The sequence below is a fragment of the Sphingomonas radiodurans genome (assembly GCF_020866845.1).
Lineage (GTDB): Bacteria > Pseudomonadota > Alphaproteobacteria > Sphingomonadales > Sphingomonadaceae > Sphingomonas > Sphingomonas radiodurans.
This window is the reverse complement of sequence record NZ_CP086594.1, coordinates 176,721-195,849: the sequence shown is the minus strand read 5'-3', so window position 1 is coordinate 195,849 and position 19,129 is coordinate 176,721. Positions and strand designations below refer to the sequence as shown.

The window sequence follows — 19,129 nt, the reverse complement described above, 5'->3', positions numbered from 1 at the left end:
CGTCTCGTTGATGGTGGCTGGCAGCAAATGATGAGTCGTCTCACCCTTTTGGGGGATGTACCGGTCGTCGTGTTGCGTAGAAGTCGCAGTCCGAACTAGTGCTGCTTTAGTATCCGTTTGAAATCGCACTGTATTTTAGATTGATCGAAGATTAGTTCGACTTGACGGGTCTATGGGGCAGAGCATAGCGTCCGACCGAAATCTGCGACTCGATCGCAGAGCAGGGCGGCGTGCCGGGGGGCGTGGATGCGAGGTAGTTTTAGGCGGGGTATCTTAGGGCGGCTAACGCTGGCGACGTCGCTGATCGCGATGAGCGGTGCGGCATGGGCGCAGCAGATCCCGACGCCGGTCGGCGGGAAGCTGCCGCCGCAGGACCTGGGCACGCCGGCAGTGCCGACCCGCGCCGAAGTCGAGCTGCAGAAGCCACCTGCTGCTGCGCCGTCGACCGCGCGGGTCGAGTCCGGTGGGGCGTTCCAGCAAGCGCCGTGCGCGCTCGAAGATTCGCAAGTTCGCGTCACGTTGACTGCGATCGTTTTCGAGACGCCCGAGGGCACGCCGATCGCGCCCGAGTTGCAGGCATTGCTCGCGGACCTCGCGACGGTGCCCGCGGGTGAGCAGCCGATCTCGCTGGTCTGTCGCATCCGCGATCAGGTGAACGAGCGGCTGAGCGGGGCCGGCTATATCGCGCTGGCGCAGATTCCGGCGCAGGAGATCCGCTCGGGCCAGTTCAAGCTGCAGATCGTGTCCGCGCGGATCGTGGAACTTCGCGTGCTCGGCGACCTGGGGCCGTTCCGCGGCGAGGTAGAGCGTCGCATTGATGCGCTGCGCGCGCTGACCCCGCTCAACCGCCGCGATGCAGAACGCATCCTGCTGCTGACCGGCGACGTTCCCGGGGTGGACGTGACACTGTCGCTGAGCCCGGCGCAGACCAAGCCGGGCGAAGTGATCGGCACGCTGACGGTCGAGACCAAGCGACTGCAGGTGCTGGCCAACATCCAGAACTTCGGTTCGCCGCAGCTGGGCCCGTGGGTCGCGTCGATCCGCGGCGAGGCCTATGGCCTGACCGGGCTCGCCGATCGGACGTATTTCGGCTACTCCAATTCGATCGATTGGGACGAGATCCGCGTCGCGCAGGCGGGGCATGATTTCGCGCTGAATGGATCGGGGTTGCGCGCGCAGATCGCGGGCAGCGTCGCTTTCTCGCGGCCCGACATCCTCGAACTCGACCTGCGCTCGCGCTCGGCGATCCTGAGCGTCGAGCTGAACCAGATGCTGGTGCGCACCGTGCCCGCGCAGTTGCGCATCGGCGCCGGGCTGGAACTGCTCAATCAGCGGACCCAGATCTTCCAGGGCGGCACGGGCGTGCCCTTCACGCGCGACAGCCTCCGCGTAGCCTATGGCCGGCTGAACGGGCAGCTCAACCTGAACGGCGATGACGGATCGAGCGCGTCGATCACCGGCTATGCCGAAGTTCGCCGGGGGACAGGCCTGTTCGGTGCGTCCGACCAGGGCGAGGTGAAGAACGGCTATTCGCCGAGCCGGTTCGACGGCAATCCGCGCGCTACCGTGATCCGCGGCGAGATGCTCGCCGATTTCCGCACGCAGATGTTGGTGTCGCTGGGCATCTCAGCGTTCGGGCAATGGACGCGCGATCCGCTACTCAATCTCGAGGAATTTTCGCTAGGCAACTATACCTATGGCCGCGGCTATGATCCGGGCTCGAACGGTGGCGACCGGGCGGTCGCGTTCCGCATCGAGCCGCGCGTGCGCGTGCCGCTGAAGCTGCCGGTCTCGATCGAGGCGACGGGCTTCTACGATTGGGTGCGGCTGTACAATCTCGATGCCGGCACGACCGAGCGCAACCGGCTGCTGCGCTCGGTGGGCGGCGGCGTGCGCGTGATCATGCCGGGGCGCCTACTGCTCGATGCGTTCTACGCCAAACCGCTCGACCGGGCGCTGCTGACCGACACGCGTAAGCCCAACGGCCGGTTCATGATTTCGTTGACGACGCAACTTTTCCCCTGGGGAGGCCGCTGATGCCCGTTCCTGCGCCCGTTTCCGCGTATGGCCAGCGCCGCGTCGTGTTGCGCCGGTTGCTTCTCTCGACGGCGCTGATCGGGGGCGGCCTGGCGCCGATGATCGCGGCGGCGCAGGTGCCGCCAATTCCGCAGGTTGCAGACGCTGGCGGCGCGATCGTGACGCCGGCGGTCGCGCTGCCGGCCAGCACCGCGCTCGACGTCAACCTGAACGCGCGGAACCGGATTATCACCTGGGCGACGTTCAACGTCGCAGAGGGAGCGACCGTAACCTTCCGCGACTCAACGGCGACCGCGACCGCGGCGAATCCGCTGACGGTGATCAATCGCGTGCTGCCGGCGATAGCGCCTATTCTGACCAATCCGTCGCAAATCAACGGATCGATCACCGCCAACAACATCAACGTGTGGATCGTGAACCCCGACGGCATCACCTTTGGCCGGACGGGTTCGTTTTCTGGCGCCGGGCTCGTCGTGAGCACCATTCCGCTGGCGCTGACACCGGCGCAGGAGGCCGCTTTCCAGGCGGTCGGCGGGAGCTTGCCCGGAACGCTGCTGTTCAGCGCGGGCGAAGGTGGCGCTTCGATCGCGCCGATCCGCTTCGTCGGCGGCGCTACTCCCGGCGCGATCACCGCTACCGGCTCGATCGTCGCGGTGGCGCAGCAGATCGAGAACGAAAAGACGCTGACTGCCACCAGCGGTTCGGTCGCGCTCGTCGCGGCAAGCGACGTGACCTTCAACAGCGGGGTCGACAATCCGCTAAGCATCAGGATCAACGCCGGCTCGGTGCTGGGCACGGCAGCAATCGCCGCGGGCGGCGTGATCAGCGGCGGATCAGTGGTGATCGCCGGCGGTGCGCAGGCGGCGGTGACCGGCGCGTTGCTAGGCGTGACAGCGTCGCAGTTGACCGCGACCGCGGCGAACGGTGCTGTGGTGATCGCGACTGCGCCGACGACGGTCGGCGGGTCCGTGCTCGACATCGTCAACGGTGTGGAAGGCGAACCGCCGGTTCAGCCGGGGATCAACGTGAGCGGTGGCCTCAACGCCAGCGGCGCGACCAGCGACGTGATCCTCAACGCCGCGGGGGCGCTGTCGATCACGGGGGGTAGCGCGCAGGCGACGCGTGACGTGTCGTTCGGCGCGGTCGAAGCGATCACGGCTGGCGGTGGGGTGACGGCGGGACGCAACTATTCGGTCGCGGGGAGCACGGCGGCGCTGGGGCGCGCCGGTGCGGTACTTAGCCAGACGGCCGGCGGGCTGGTCACGGTCAGCGCGGCGACCGGGGGAATCACGGGGCTGGGCGCGCTCTCGCTCCAGTCGAACAGCGCCGCTCCGGGCGCCGAGGCCCTGACGTTGTTGGCTCCGACCGGCGCGATTGCATTTGCCGAGACCACGCAAGTGGTCGGCGGGCGGACCGGCGCGCGATCCGACGTGCTGGTCACCAGCAATGGCGCCGTGACGCTCGGTGGCGTCGTTGGGGAGTCGCTGCGGACGCTCGGTAATGCGGACGATCTGCTCGTCACCACCGGCGCATTCGCGGCCGGGTCGATCGACGTGGTGCAGCCGCTCGGCATCCGCAGCGACAGCAGCATCGCGATCGTAGGCGATGTTACCGCGCGCGGTGCAGGATCGGGGATCGACCTGCGCGGGACGAGTGTCGCGGTCGGCGGCGTCATGCGCAGCAATGGCGCTGACATTCTCGTCTCGGCGACCAACGATCTTTCGCTCGCCGGCGCGGCGACGACGCTGTCGACCGACGACCCGACGCTAGGGTCGATCGGGCTGCTTGCTGGCGGGAACGTGCTAACGATCGGTGCGGTGCGCGCCGGCGAGGACGTGGGCATTCGGGCAGGCGGCACGGCGGGGCTGGCGGCGGTGTTCGCTGGCGACGATGCAGACTTAACCGCGGTTGGCGCATTGACGCTCAGCCGCGTCAATACGGCCGGCAACGGCGCGGATACCCGCGCGGTGACGTTCGATCCGGCGCTGGCCGGAACAGGAGGGATCGCGGCGGCGGGGCCGGAAGATGCTGCACTAGCCGGCAGCAATATCCGCCTAACCGCCGCATCCATCGCCTCGGGCGGCGTCGCGCTGACCGGATCGACCGACAGCGGCCTCGTGGTCGAGCAATTGGCGAGCGCGAGCGCGGCGCTGCTGGCGGATCGTGAAATCCCGCTCGGTACGTCGGACGATATCCGCGTCGGGCAGGCGCAGACGAATGCGGGCGACCTCAACGTGCGGGCGACCGATGGCTCGGTCAGCGGGCTGGCGGCGGGCTGGGTCAATTCGGCCGGCGGCTCCGAGCTCGTCACGGCCGGGAACGTCTCGATCACCACGCCGGGCGCGGTGACGATCGGATTGATCGACGCCGGCGGATCGGTTTCGGGCACGGGCACGCTGGGCCAGGTGCGCATTCGGCGGGTCGAGGCCGACACGCTTGATCTGGCGGCGATTGGCGGATTGCAGATCGGCAGCGTCGACGTGGTCGATACGGTTGCGCTGACCAACCTCGGTGGCGCGCCGGATGCGTTCAGCCAGAGCGGCGCGACGCTGGTGAGTGACCATGGCCGTGCGGACCTGAATGCCGGTGACGCGCTGACGGTGCGGGCGCTGGCCGGTGCGGCGCAGCTTGGCGCGACGGCGGGCGATACGGTCGATATCCGCAGCGATGCGCTCGACGTGACGAGTGCGACGGCGGGGACGGGCAGTCTGTTCCTGCTCGCCGAAAGTGGTCGCCTGGCGCTCGGGACCGGGCTTGCGGCGACGACGGCAACGCTGGCGAAGCGCGATGACGATGCGATCGTCGGGGCGGCGGCGGACGCGTTGTTCGTGACGGCATCGGTGACCGGCGGGACTGGGGTCGACGTGCGGAGCGCGAGCGATGCTACCGTGTTGGCGGCCACCGCCACCACTGGCAATCTTGCGGTGCAGGCGGCGCGTGACGCGGCGCTTGGCACCGGCACGGCGACTGCCGGGACGCTGGCGCTTCTTGCTGGTCGCGATGCGGCATCGGCGACGCGGCTGGCGGCAGGCGAAGATGTGAGCGTCGAGGCGGGTGGAAACGCGACGCTGACCGCGCTTCAGGCCGGCGACGACATTGTTCTGGGGGCAGCCGGCACGCTGTTCCTGGCCGAGGCGACGACGCTCGGGACGGGCGCGGATACGCGCGCGGTGACGTTCACGCCGGCGCAGGCCGGGCTCGGCGATCCGCTGGTCGCGGGGACCGGGGGGATCGCGATCGGCGCACCCGAGGACGCCGCGCTCGTCGGGAGCAACATTCGGCTTCGCGCTGATTCCGTTGCCGGGCCGGCGCTGACTGGATCGACAGACGTCGGGCTCGTGATCGAAAGCCTGAACAGCGCCGCTGCGATTGTGACGGCCGACCTCAGCGACATCCGGGTCGGTTCAGCGACGACGGGCGGCGCGTTGACGGTAACTGCCGGGGCTGGCTCGATCAGCGGCTTGCGCAATGGCTGGGTGGCTAGCGCGGGCGGGTCGCAGCTGCGCACACCGGGGACGGTGAGCATTGCGGCGCCGAACGGCGTTGCGATCGGGACGATCGAGGCGGGCGGCGCGGTGTTCAGCGATGGCGCCTTCAGCACCGCTCGGTTCGGCCGGATCGCGGCGGACAGCCTTTCCTTGTCTGCCGTCGACGGATTGCAACTTGGCACGGCCAGCGTGACCGGCACGGCGGACCTGAGCGTGACGGGCGGCAGCGCTGCAGCCTTTGGCGCGGTCGCGACGCCGCTGGTGGCGGAATATGGCGCGGGCGATCTGAACGCCGGTGGCGCGCTGACGGTGGCGGCGCTGACGGGGGCGGCGCAGCTTGGCGCGACGTTCGGCAGCAGCATCGACGTGCAGGCCGATGCGATCGACATTGCGAGCGCGACCGCGCGGACGGGCAGCCTGTTCCTGCTTGCCGAACAGGGTCGGCTGACGCTCGGCACGGGAAGCGCGGCGACGAGCGCGACGGTTTGGAAGCGCGATCTGGACGCGATCGCGGGTACGCCGGCGGCGGTGGCCGATGCGTTGTTCGTCACGACATCGCTGACCGGCGGCACGGGCGTCGACGTGCGCAGCGAGACCGACGCCAGCGTGGCGAGTGCGATGGCGACGACGGGCGACCTGCGGGTGCAGGCCGCGCGGGATGCCTCGATCGGCACGGGCAATGCGCTCGCGGGTACGCTCGCGCTGCTGGCCGGACGGGATGCCGGTTCGGCGACGCGGCTCGCTGCGATCGAGGACGTGAGCGTGACGGCTGGGGGCGCCGCGACCTTGCGCGCGCTGGAGGCCGGCGACGATATCGATCTGCTGGCAAGCGGGGCGGTGTTCCTGAGCGAAGCGACGACGCTCGGGACGGGCGCCGATACGCGGGCGGTGAGTTTCACGACGGCGCAGGCCGGGCTCGGCGATCCACGAATAGCGGGCACGGGCGGGATCGCGATCGGCGCGCCCGAAGATGCTGCGCTGGTCGGCAGCAACATCCGTATTCGTGCGGCGTCGATCGGTGGGCCGGCGCTGAGCGGCTCGACCGATGCCGGCCTGGTCGTGGAGGGGCTGAGCAGCGCCAGCGCGACGCTTCTGGCGGATCTGGGCGACATCCGGATCGGCAGCGCGGCGACGGACACGGGCGCGCTCGCCGTCACCTCGAACCTCGGATCGGCCAGCGGATTGCGTGACGGCTGGGCTCCGACGATGGGCGGCTCGACCCTGAACACGCCCGGTACGGTGCTACTTTCAGTGCCTGGCACGATTTCGATCGGGGCGATCGACGCGGGCGGCCTGGCGAGCGACGGTGTGTTCACCACTGGCCGCTTTGGCCGGATTACGACGACGACCCTCGACCTGGTCGCGACGAACGGACTGCAGATTGGGATCGCCGATGTGGCCGGCGCGGCGAACCTGCGCGTCCTCGGCGGCGCGGCGGCGGCGATCGAATTGATCGGCACGCCGATCGTGGTGGGTTATGGCGGCGCGAATCTGGATGCGCGCGGCGCGTTGACAATCGATGCGCTGCTTGGCGCGGCGCAGCTGGGCGTTACGCTGGGCAGCAGTGTTGCGATTCGCGGCGATGCGGTCGGCATCACCAGCGCCACGGCGCGCGACAGCTCGCTTTTCGTGCTGGCGGAGAACGGGCGGCTGACGCTCGGCACCGGGCTAGCGGCGACTACGGCGACGCTGGCGAAGCGTGACGACGATGCAGTCGCGGGAACGCCAGCGGCTGTGGCGGACGGGCTGTTCGTCACGACCTCACTGACCGGCGGGACCGGCGTGGACGTGCGTAGCGCGACCGATGCGACGCTCTTGGGCGCCACGGCAACGACGGGCGATCTCAGGGTTCAGGCGGCGCGGGACGCATCGATCGGCACGGGCGCTGCGATCGCAGGAACGGTCGCACTGCTGGCCGGGCGAAACGCCGGTTCCGCGACACGGCTCGCTGCGTTCGAGGACGTGAGCGTCGATTCTGGCGGCAATGCGACGTTGGCGGTGCTGCGGGCCGGCGACGATGTCGATCTGCGGGCGACCGGGACGTCGTTCCTGACCGAAGCGACGACACTCGGCACGGGGCCGGACAACCGCGCGGTGACGTTCACGCCGGCGCAGGCCGGGCTCGGCGATCCGCTGGTGGCGGGGACGGGTGGGATCGCGATCGGCGCGCCCGAAAACGCGGCGCTCATTGGCAGTACAATCCGTATCCGTGCGAGCACGGTTGCGGGGCCGGCGCTGACCGGCTCGACCGACGACGGGCTCGTTGTTGAGAGCCTGAGCAGTGCTTCGGCGACGATTACGGCCGATCTTGGCGATATCCGGATCGGTAGCGCTGTGACTAGCGGTGGGGCGCTGGGCGTCAGCGCTGGCGAGGGGTCGATCAGCGGCTTACGCGACGGCTGGATGGCGACCGGTGGTGGCGCGACGTTGAGCACGCCCGGGCGAGTGGTCATTGACGCCACCAATGCGGCGACGTTCGGCACGATCAACGCGGGCGGGGCAGTGACCAGCAGCGGCACGATCGGCACGGCGCGGTTCGGCCGGATCGTCGCGGCGTCGCTCGACCTGTCCGCGACGGGTGGGCTGCAGATCGGTTCGGCGCAAGTGAGTGGCGTGGCCACCTTGCGCACGACCGGCGGCAGTGCGGCGGCAGTCGATCCGATCGCAATGCCGCTCGTCGACGGTTATGGCTCGGCGCGGCTGGCTGCGGCGACCGATTTGTCAGTCGGCGCGCTGCTTGGGGTCGCGCAGCTCGGCGAGATCGACGGCGCGAGCATCGTCGTTGCCGCGGATGCGCTGGATGTCGTCGATGCTGCGAGCACGACGACGCTGTCGCTGCTGGCGGAAGCCGGGCGCCTGACACTCGGGACCGGTGTTGCGGGGACAAGTGCGACGCTGGTCAAACGCGATGACGATGCCGTGGCTGGTGTTGTGGCGGCGAGCGAGGATGCGCTGTTCGTCACCGCCGCGATCACTGGCGGCACCGATGCAACGATCATCAGCGCGACCGACGCGACGATAAACGCGGCGACCGCGACGGCGGATAATCTGGTGGTCCAGACGGGTCACGATGCAGTGATCCTGACCGGGCTGGCGGGGACGGATCTGTCAGTGACGGCGGGGCGCGACGTGACGTCGGCGGTCGATCTGACCGCGGCGCGGAATCTTACGATCGATGCCTTGGGCAGTGCGACGATCGCGACTGCCACCGCCACGAGCGAGGCGCTTGCGATCACGGCGCGTAACGGCGCGCTTTCGCTGGGCACGGGAGTTGCGGGCACTGTCGCGACGTTGACCAAGCTCGACACGGATGGCGTCGTGGCGGCTGGCGACGCGTTGGCCGTTACGACTGCGGTCACTGGCGGCAGCGATGTCGTGATCTTCAGCGCGACGGACGCAACGATCAACGCGGCGAACGCGACGTCGGGTAATCTGGCGGTCGAGACGGGCCGCGATGCGGTGATCCGGAGCGGGCTGGGGGGGACGGATCTGTCGGTAACGGCAGGCCGTGACGCGACGTCGGCGGTCGATCTGACCGCGGGGCGGAACCTGACGATCGATGCCTTGGGCAGTGCGACGATCGCGACTGCCACCGCCACGAACGAGGCGCTTGCAGTAACGGCGCGTAATGGTGCGTTGTCGCTCGGCACCGGCGGCGCGGGCACGGTTGCTACGTTGACCAAGCTCGACACTGATGGCGTGGTCGCGGGTGGCGATGCGCTAATCGTCACCGGCTCGGTTACTGGCGGCAGCGATGTTGCGGTCTTCAGCTCGACCGATGCGACAATCAACGCGGCGACCGCGACGACTGGCAATCTGGTGGTCGAGACGGGCCGCGATGCGGTGATCCGGACCGGGCTGGCGGGGACAGATCTGTCGGTGACGGCAGGCCGTGACGCGACGTCGGCGGTCGATCTGACCGCGGGGCGGAATCTCACGATCGACGCGTTGGGCGCCGCGACGGTCGCGAATGCTACCGCCACGAGCGAGGCGCTGACGATCACGGCGCGTAATGGCGCGCTGTCGCTGGGCACGGGGGTTGCGGGCACGGTCGCGACGTTGACCAAGCTCGACACGGATGGCGTGGTGGCGGCTGGCGACGCGCTGTTCGTTACCGGCTCGGTCACTGGCGGCAGCGATGTCGCGATTTTCAGCGATAGTGCGGCGACGATCAGTCGTGCGGTTGCGACGATCGGCAATGTCTCGGTGACGACGGGTGGCGACGCTTCGGTCGGGACGGGCATCGCCGGGACGGATCTGACGATCGACGCGGGTGGCAACGCGACGTCCGCGCTTGCGCTCACCGCTGATCGGGATCTCACGGTAACCGCGGTGGGCGCTGCAACGATCGCGAATGCGACGGCAACAGTCGGGGCGCTGGCGATTTCTACCGGCAACGGTCCGCTGACGCTCGGCACCGGGACCGCTGGGACAAGCGCGTCGCTCACGAAGCTCGATGCCGACGGTGGTGGGACGGCGGCCGATGCACTGTTCGTGACGGGGTCGATCACCGGCGGCACCGACGTGACGATCCGCAGCGCGACCGACGCGATCGCCGCGCTGGCGAGTGCGACGGCGGGTGATCTGCTGGTCGTGACCGGGCGCGACGCGGTGATCGACCGCGGTGGCGCGGGCAGCGACCTGACGATCAATGCCGGGCGAGATGCGAGGTCGACGATCGATCTCACCGCAGGCAACAATCTCACGATCAATGCCGGCGGGCTGTCAGCGATCGCGAACGCGACGGCGCAGAGTGGCGCGCTGACGATCACGACGCAGACTGGCCCGCTGACGCTCGGCACCGGGGTGGCGGGGACAAGCGTCTCGCTGACCAAGAACAATGTCGATGGCGGCATCGCGGCCGACGACGCGCTGTTCGTGACGGGCTCCGTCACCGGCGGCATGGACGTGTCGATCGTCAGCGCGACCGATGCGACGGTGAGCCTCGCGACTGCGACGACGGGCAACCTGCTGGTCGATGCGGGACGGGATGCCGTCGTGGTGACCGGGGTCGCCGGTAGCGATCTGGCGATCAGCGCAGGTCGTGACGCCTCATCGAGCGACACGCTGAGCGCTGGTCAAAACATCACGATCGATGCGGGCGTTTCGGCCTTGATCGCGCGGGCTGCTGCTGCGGGTGGTGCGCTGGCGGTCACGACACAGCGCGGCGCGCTGACGCTTGGCCTCGGCACGGCGGGCACGGACGTGTCGCTCACCAAGCAGGATATCGACGGGGGCGGCACGCCTGATGATGCGCTGTTCGTGACCGGTTCGGTCACCGGCGGCGCTAATGTGACGATCGTCAGCGCGACGAGCGCGACAATCAATCAGGCGACCGCGACCGGCGGAAATCTGTCGGTCGCGACCGGGGGCGACGCTAGCGTCCGGAGCGGTGATGCCGGCGGCAATCTCGTCATCGACGCGGGGCGTAATGCTTCGTCGGATGTGGCGCTGGTGGCGGGCGAGGACGTTACCATCGATGCGGTCGGCGATGCGACGATCGCCAGCGCCACGGCGACGCGCGGTGCGCTGGCAATCACGTCGGAAAGCGGCGCGCTGACGCTCGGTACGGGAGTCGCGGGAACAGGCGTCACGCTTACAAAGCTCGGTGCGGTCGGCGGTTTGATCGTCTCAGATTCGGTCCTTGGCGGCACCGACGTGACGATCGGCAGCGCGACCGACGCGACGATCGAGCGGGCGACCGCTACGACGGGTACGCTGCTGGTGACCGCCGACCGTGACGCGGTCGTGCGGGTTGGCGCGGCGGGCACCGACATCGGCATCAGCGCGGGCCGCGATGCGTTGTCGGATACTGACCTTACCGCGGTTGGGAACGTCTCGGTCGATGCGATCGGGGATGCGCAGATTGCCAATGCCACGGCAGTTGCGGGCAATCTGGCGATCTCGACGCAGCAAGGCGCGCTGACGCTTGGCACAGGCGACGCCGGGGCGAACGTGACACTGAGCAAGGCCGCGGTTGGCAGCGGTGACGGGGCCGACGCTTTGTTCGTTACCAACTCCGTCACCGGCGGCGCGAACGTGACGATCACCAGCGCGACCGATGCGACCATCGAGCTGGCGACGGCGACCGCGGGTAATCTGACCGTCGGCACGGACGGCAATGCGATCGTGCGGATCGGCCGTGCGGGCACCGACATCGGCATCGCCGCGGGCGCGGATGTGGTTTCGGACACCGAGTTGACGGCGGGGCGGGACATCACCGTCGATGCGGTCGGCAGCGCACGGGTCGTTTCCGCTACCGCGACGACGGGCGCACTGGCGATTGCCACGGTGACCGGGCCCCTAACGCTCGACACGGGGACCGCCGGTGCGGGCGTCACGCTGGCCAAACGGGGTACGATAGGCGGCCTCGACGTCACTCAGTCCGTTACCGGCGGCGGGGACGTGACGATCAGCAGCACGACCGACGCAACGATCGAGCTAGCGATGGCGACGGCGGGCAATCTGCTGGTCAGCGCCGCGGGGGACGCGCTCGTCCGCAGCGGCGGGGCGGGCACGAACCTGACGGTGAATGCCGGCGGGGACGTGCGCTCGGATATCGCTCTGACCGCAGGTCAGCATCTCTCGATCGATGCCGGTGGCAGCGCCGATGTGCTTGCAGCCACCGCGACCGACGGGGCGCTGGCGATCACGACGCGCAGCGGTGCGCTCACGCTGGGTACCGGGACTGCCGGGACCAGCGCGACGCTGACGAAGCTTGGTGTCGATGGTGGGTTGTTGGTGACGGGTTCGCTGACGGCGGGCACCGACGCGGCGATCCGCAGCGATACGTTTGCGACGGTGCGCGAGGCGACGGCGACCGCGGGCAACCTGCTGGTCGAGACGGCTGGCGATGCCATCCTATCGACGATTGGTGCCGGGACTGACCTGACGGTGACGGCTGGCGGCGACGTTGTCTCCGACATCAGCCTGACTGGCGGACGGAACGTTACGATCGACGCGGCTGACAGTGCGGCGATCACGACCGCCACGGCCACCGGAGGTGCGCTGGCGATTACGACGCGGAACGGTGAGTTTACGCTCGGCACCGGACTTGCCGGCACGAGCGCGACGCTGACCAAGCTTGGTACCGTCGACGCACTTTCCGTCACCGGATCGATCACGGCCGGTACCGATGCGACGATCCGCAGCGCCACGTCGGCGACGGTGCGCGAGACGACGGCGAGCGCGGGTGATCTGCTGGTCGTGACGGGTGGCGACGCAACCCTCTCGACGGCAGCGGCAGGAACGAACCTGACGGTGAACGCCGGCGGCGACGTTGTTTCCGACATCAGCCTTACGGCAGGGCGGGACCTCTCTGTGGATGCCGGCGGGAGCGCCGATGTACTCGCCGCCACGGCAACGGGCGGTGCGTTGGCGATCACGACGCAGCGCGGTGCGCTGACGCTGGGCACAGGAGTTGCCGGGAGCAGCGCGACGCTGACCAAACTCGGGGTCGATGACGGCCTAGTCGTCACGGACTCGCTCACGGCTGGCACCGATGCGACGATCCGGAGTGCGACGTTCGCCACGGTGCGCGAGGCGACGGCGACTGCCGGCAATCTGCTGGTCGCAACGGGCGGCGATGCGACCCTTGTGACCGTGGCCGCTGGAAACGACCTGACGGTGACCAGTGGCGGCGACCTGATCTCCGATACCAGCCTTGTTGGCGGGCGGAACCTCACGATCGATGCGGCTGACAGCGCGGCGATCGAGCGTGCTGTCGCAACACGTGGTGTGCTGGCGATCACGACGCGCAGTGGGGGGCTCACCTTGGGCACGGGTGTCGCTGGCACGAGCGCCACGCTGACCAAGCTTGGTGCGGTGGATGCGCTGTCCGTCACGGGTTCGCTCACGGCGGGCACCGATGCGACGATCCGTAGCGCAACGTCTGCGACGGTGCGGCAGGCCACTGCCACGGCGGGCAATCTGCTCGTCGAGACGGGTGGCGACACGATCCTTGCGACGGGGGCGGCGGGGACCGACCTGACGATAAACGCTGGCCGCAGTGTCGTGTCCGACCTGAGCCTGTCGGCCGGGCGGAACGTTGCGGTGACTGCCGCGACCGAGGCGCGGATCGCTTCGGCTGCCGCGACTGGCGGCGCGCTGGCGATCACGACGCAGGCTGGTGCGCTGACGCTGGGGACCGGAGTCGCGGGGACGAGCGCTGCGCTGACCAAGCTTGGTGCGACGGACGCACTGTCCGTGACGGGTTCGCTCACGGTCGGCACCGATGCGACGATTCGAAGTGCGACCGCAGCCACCGTCAACCGCGTCGAGGCGAGGACGGGTGCGCTTGCGGTGACGACGGGTAGCGATGCGATCGTCACCACCGGGCGCGCGGGGACCGACCTGACGCTCACCGCCGGGCGCGACGTGACGTCGAGTGACGCTTTGGCGGCGGGCCGCACTGTGACGATCGATGCGGGCGGCACTGCCTCCATCGCCATTGCTGCCGCGACCAGCGGCGCGTTGGCGATCACCGCGCGGCGCGGTGGCTTGGCGCTCGGCAGCGGTCGCGCAGGGGCGGGGGTCGTGCTCACCACGCGCAACGAAGACGGCATCGCGAGTGCGGGCGAGGCGCTGGGCGTGACCGGATCGGTGACGGGTGGCACGGACGTGACGATACGCAGCGCCACCGCCGCCACCGTCAACCAGGCGACCGCGACAGGCGGGACCCTGCTCGTCGAAACCGTGGGTGATGCTTCGGTGCGGAACGGTGTCGCGGGGAGCAACTTAGTTGTGACGGCGGGCGGAAACGCGGCGTCGGACACGTCGCTTACCGCCGGCAGCAATTTGACCGTGGATGCCGTGGGTAGCGCGACGATCGCGAATGCCACGGCGACGCGCGGTGCGTTGGCGATCACGACGCGCAATGGCGGGATATCGCTGGGCACTGGTGTTGCGGGGACCAACGCGACGCTCACCAAGGCTGGTACGGCGGGCGGACTGTTCGTGACGAATGCTCTTACGGCCGGCGGCGACGTGACCGTGCGCAGCGCCACCGCTGCGACGGTGAACCAGGCGACCGCGACCGGCGGCCCACTGCGCGTCGATGCGGGCACCGACGCGATCGTGCGGACGGGCAGCGCGGGCACCGACCTGACGGTGACGGCGGCGCGCAACGCGACGTCGGATCGCAGCATGACTGCGGGGCGCAATATCGCGGTTCAGGCCGGACAGAGCGCGCAGATCACCGCGGCGACCGCGCGCGCGGGCACGCTCGCGATCACGGCCACGACCGGCGACCTGACGCTCGGCACCGGCAGCGCCGGCACGACCGCCACGCTGACCAAGCGCGGCGGCACGGGCGGATTGACGATCGGCACCAGCCTGACAGCGGCGGGCTACGTGACGCTCGACAGCGCTGGGGCGATCGAGGTTTCCGGCCCGGTTACCGCAAGCGGCGCGAGCGCGACGATCACCGCGATCAACAACGGCACGGGCGCGACGGCGATCGGGGGTGCCGCGGGCACGCCGGGCTTCGCACTCGCCGAGGTCGAGGTGAACCGGTTGCGGGCGGCCAATGTGGTGGTCGACTCGCTGACGCGCGATGTGTCGATCGGCAAGCTCGCGATCGACGGCGGCACGGGTTCATCGGCGCTGCGCTTCTTCACCGTCGGTTCGGCCGCGGTGACGGGAGCGGTTAGCGGCGGCGGGACGGGAACGTTGCAGATCGGCGGGCGAAACGGGGCCGAGCCGATTGGGCTGGTCGATGCGGCGACGCTGGCGCGGCGGATCACGGCGGACGTTTCGGGGGCATCGATCGCCTTCGCCAACGGCACCGTCGATCTGCGCGCGCAGCGGGTCACGTTCGGCTCGGGGTTCGAGTTCAACACCTATGTCGGGCTGACCAATGCCGAGGTGGCGCGGATCGTCGCCAATGCCGGGTCGGCGCTGTACAATGGCAATACAAGCCGAGCGGATTATCTCGTTACAAAGAAGCTGACCATCAGTTACGCCGACTTCGCATTGTTCCAGAACACCAAGCCGGGGGTGTCGGGTGGTGTGGTGCTGAATGCGGGCGGAGGCAATTCGGTCGATCAAACGGCGCTGCAACTCTACAGCACGGGCGATTTCAAGGACAACAGCTTCGCGGTGTTCGGCACGGTCAATGGCTTCGTCGGGCGCGCCGCGGGCGTGTTGCCGAACGAAGTGCTCAACATCGCGGACCCGAACCCGCGGACGCTGCGCATCACCCAGTCCAATTCGCGCGTGAACGGCTGCGTCATCGGATCGCCGGATCGCGGCTGCCTGATCACCGACGTGCCGCGCACCGAATTCCGCCTGTACGACGAGCGACAGACGCAGCTGTTCACCACGGCGGACGACGCCTCGATCTATGCCAACCCGCTGGTCGGGCGCGGCAACGAGGGATTGATCGTCGACATCGCCGACGTACCGGTCGGGATCGACACGATCGAATGCCCGGAAGACGAGCCCAATTGCCGCACGCCAGGGAGCCCGCGATGACGATGACCGGCCGTAACGCCCTCTACCTCGCGGCGGCGGCAATCGCCGTCGTGCCGCTCTCCCCCGCGGCGGCGGCGCCCGCGCCCGAGCGCTTTGCGGTCGGCGTGAACAGCGTTGGTGACACCTGCTCGGCCGCGCGCGTCTGGACCTCCGACGCCGGGCCGATCCGGATGGCGGTGGACCAGCCCTATGCGATATCGTGCCGCGGCGTATCGGCGGCACAGGCTGAGGGTTATGTGAGCGCGAGCGGCAAGGCGCCGGCGCTGGACCAGTGCGGCGCGTCAGTAACCGTAACCCTGGCGGGGATCGGCCCGGCGGAAGTGCGGCGGTGCTTCGACGCGCAGCTTTCGCGCTCCGCTGTCGACGTTCGCTTCATGCGCGGGGGGCGGCAGTATCAGGGCGCGGCGCTCGAAACGTCGCTCGGCGTGCTGGAAAATGCGTTGCGTGTTGTCGTGACCGGTGCGCCGGCCCCGGCCCCGCGCAGTGTTGCCAAGCCGACGGTCGAGCTCGCTAGCCTGCCGGCCGGACCGCTGGTCGCGGCGACCGGGCAAGGCGGTGGCCTGACGGCGGAAGCCGCGCTGACCGACGGGATTTCGTCATTGCAGGCCGGGCGCATGCTTGACGCCTCGCGGATCCTCAACGATGCGCTGCGGCAGTTCGCGGGCACCGATGTGGTGACGCGCGTCGATTTGCGGTTGGCGGCCGGGCTGGCGGATTCGAACCTCAGCCAGTTCGGTGCGGCGGATCAGCATTTCGCGGTCGCCGAGCAATTGCTGCTCGATAATCGCAGCCTCGCCGATGCCGCGATCAAAACGCAGCAATTGCAGGTCTATCGCGGGCTGCACCTGATCAACCAGCGGCGCTGGCCCGACGCCATCGCGGCGCTGGCGCTGGGCAACACAAGCGGCGACCTGTCCGACCCAGTGGTGCTCAGCCGGCTGAACCAGGAAGCCTCGCGCACTCGCGACTCGCTGCAATCGACGCTTGCCGATACCGGATCGATCCAGCGCAACCTGCTGGAAGCGCAACGCAACTGGGCGCTGAGCGTGGCCAGTCTCGCGCAGGGCGACATTCCGGGGGCGGAGAGCGCGCTGACGCGGGCGGCGAATGCGGCGCGCGACCCGGTGCGCGACATCGATCCCGAGCGGATCGTGTGGATGCGCGCGTCGATCGAGCGGCAGAAGGGGAGGATCGAGGCTCGTAAGGGCGCGATCGAACCGTCGCTGGCGAGCTTCGACTGTGCGATCAGTGCGCTGCAGGGGACCGCGCCGCGCACGCCGGCCGCATGCATGTTCGCGCCGGGCCGCGCACTGCCCGATGCCGCGGCGAACGCGCCACTGCTGGTGGAGGCGCAGCTTGAACGCGCCAGCACCGCCTCGCGCAACCCTGCGCTGAGCCCGGCGGAAGTGCTGCAATCCTATACCGCGGCGGTGCAGTCGCTGCCCGATCTCGCGGGCACGGGCACGGTGTCGCTGTCGGCGCTCGAACGCTATTTCACGCTGTTGACGCAGGCGCCGCCGGCGGAAGCGCGCGACGAGGAATATTTCCGCGCGATGCAGACAATCGGCGAGCCCGGAATTGCGCGCGAATATGCGCAGCTGCAGAAGGTGGTGTCGGCGGACGGCAAGGTCGCGGACCTGTTGCGCCAACGCAGCGATCTCGAGCGGCAGCTGATCCGGCTGCGCTACGAGATTTCGGCGTCGAGCGGCGCGGCGACGGCGGACCTCGAGGCGCTGGAGCGCGAGCGCGCGACGGCCGATGCGAAACTGTCCGAGATCAACGGCAAGCTGCTGGAGTCGAACGGCATCGGCGCGCTGGAGGATCAGCCAGCAACGGTCGCCAGCGTTCGCGCCGCGCTGGCACCGGGCGAGGTGTATCTCAAGGTCGCCGCGCTCAACACGGCGATGTTCGGGATCGCGATCGCGAAGGATCGCACCGACATTTACCAGATCAAGGGCAGCCTGACGCGGGTCGAAGAACTCGCGCGCACCGTGCTGGCGAGCGCGCGCAGCGACGAGGAAGGCTTCATCAAGCCGTTCGCCGTCGGAGGGGCTTCGCAGCTGTTCGCGCTCGTCGCCGGGCCGGCTGCCGCGACGATCAGTGGTGCAACGAACGTGATCTACAATCCGGCCGGCGCACTGCGCCAGGTGCCGCTGGCGATCATGGTGTCCGACCCCGAGTCCGCCAAGGCGTATGCGGCGCAGTCGAGCAAGGGTGATTACAGCAAGGTCGCGTTTCTGGGGCGGCGTGCGCAGAGCGCGGTCGCGCTGTCGCCGCGCGCTTTCCTGCGTAGCCGCAACGACGTGGCGCCATCGACCGCGCCGCGCAAGTTCATCGGATTCGGTGAGAATGCGCCGCCGCAGGCCGCCTCGACCGCCGCACTCGGGCAGGAGCGGATGCCGTTCGATTGCGCGCTGACGTACAACGCCTGGGCCGGCGCGGTGAGTGGGCGCACGCCAGTAAGCGCGCGCGAGATCGCGATCGCCGCTGAGGCGTTGGGCGCAACGGGCGCGCCTGAAGTGACGGGGGCGGCCTTTACCGACGAGAATCTCGTCGCTGGGCCGATGAGCGAAGAGCTCGCGCAATATCAGGTGCTACATTTCGCAACGCACGGCATTCCCGAGACGCGCATCCAGGTCGACAAGTGCATGATGAACTTGCCGCCGTCGCTGATCACGACGCTGGTGGCGCCGCATCCCGACGGGCGGATCGGATCGGACGGCCTGCTGTCGTTCGACGAGGTGGCGCGGTTGCGGCTGAACGCAAATCTCGTCGTGCTTTCGGCGTGTGATACCTCGGCTGGCGCCAGCAGCGAAGTGGCGCGCCGGCGCGGCGTGGAGGATTCGACCCCGGCGCTCGACGGGCTCGTGCGTTCGTTCATCGTTGCCAATGCGCGGGCCGTGCTCGCGACCTTCTGGCGCGTCCCGGCGATCAAGCAGAGCGATGATCTGATGGCGAAATTCTACGGCACCGGGCGGGTTACCGCGATGGCGGGTGCGCTCAAGACGGCGCAGGCGCTGCTGATCGAACAGCCGCGCTATTCGCACCCGTATTTCTGGGGCGCATATTTCCTGGTCGGCGACGGGGAGAAGATGATGCTGTCGCCGGTGCGCTCGGCGGCGAAGTAACCA

General features: G+C 69.0%; 3 protein-coding genes. All 3 read left to right on the top strand.

Features of this window, described 5'->3' with window-relative positions; genetic code table 11:
• Window positions 1-246 precede the first annotated feature (246 nt).
• The 3 genes from LLW23_RS00855 to LLW23_RS00845 are packed head-to-tail and all read left to right on the top strand — an operon-like array spanning window position 247 to window position 19,126.
• Window positions 247-2,037 carry a ShlB/FhaC/HecB family hemolysin secretion/activation protein gene (locus LLW23_RS00855; protein ID WP_228946913.1) on the top strand — a complete coding sequence of 597 codons (1,791 nt, stop codon included), beginning with the start codon at window positions 247-249 and terminating at the stop codon, window positions 2,035-2,037.
• Window positions 2,037-15,998, top strand: coding sequence for a filamentous hemagglutinin N-terminal domain-containing protein (locus LLW23_RS00850; protein ID WP_228946912.1), 13,962 nt, complete (start codon window positions 2,037-2,039; stop codon window positions 15,996-15,998). The genes LLW23_RS00855 and LLW23_RS00850 overlap by 1 nt, the downstream gene beginning before the upstream one ends.
• Window positions 15,995-19,126: a CHAT domain-containing protein gene (locus LLW23_RS00845; RefSeq protein ID WP_228946911.1), complete on the top strand. Its 3,132-nt coding sequence runs from the start codon at window positions 15,995-15,997 to the stop codon at window positions 19,124-19,126. The genes LLW23_RS00850 and LLW23_RS00845 overlap by 4 nt, the downstream gene beginning before the upstream one ends.
• Window positions 19,127-19,129 lie beyond the last annotated feature (3 nt).

Coding starts and splice junctions, on each gene's coding strand:
- LLW23_RS00855 (WP_228946913.1), top strand. CDS start 247: ATGCGAGGTAGTTTTAGGCGGGGTATCTTAGGGCGGCTAACGCTGGCG.
- LLW23_RS00850 (WP_228946912.1), top strand. CDS start 2,037: ATGCCCGTTCCTGCGCCCGTTTCCGCGTATGGCCAGCGCCGCGTCGTG.
- LLW23_RS00845 (WP_228946911.1), top strand. CDS start 15,995: ATGACGATGACCGGCCGTAACGCCCTCTACCTCGCGGCGGCGGCAATC.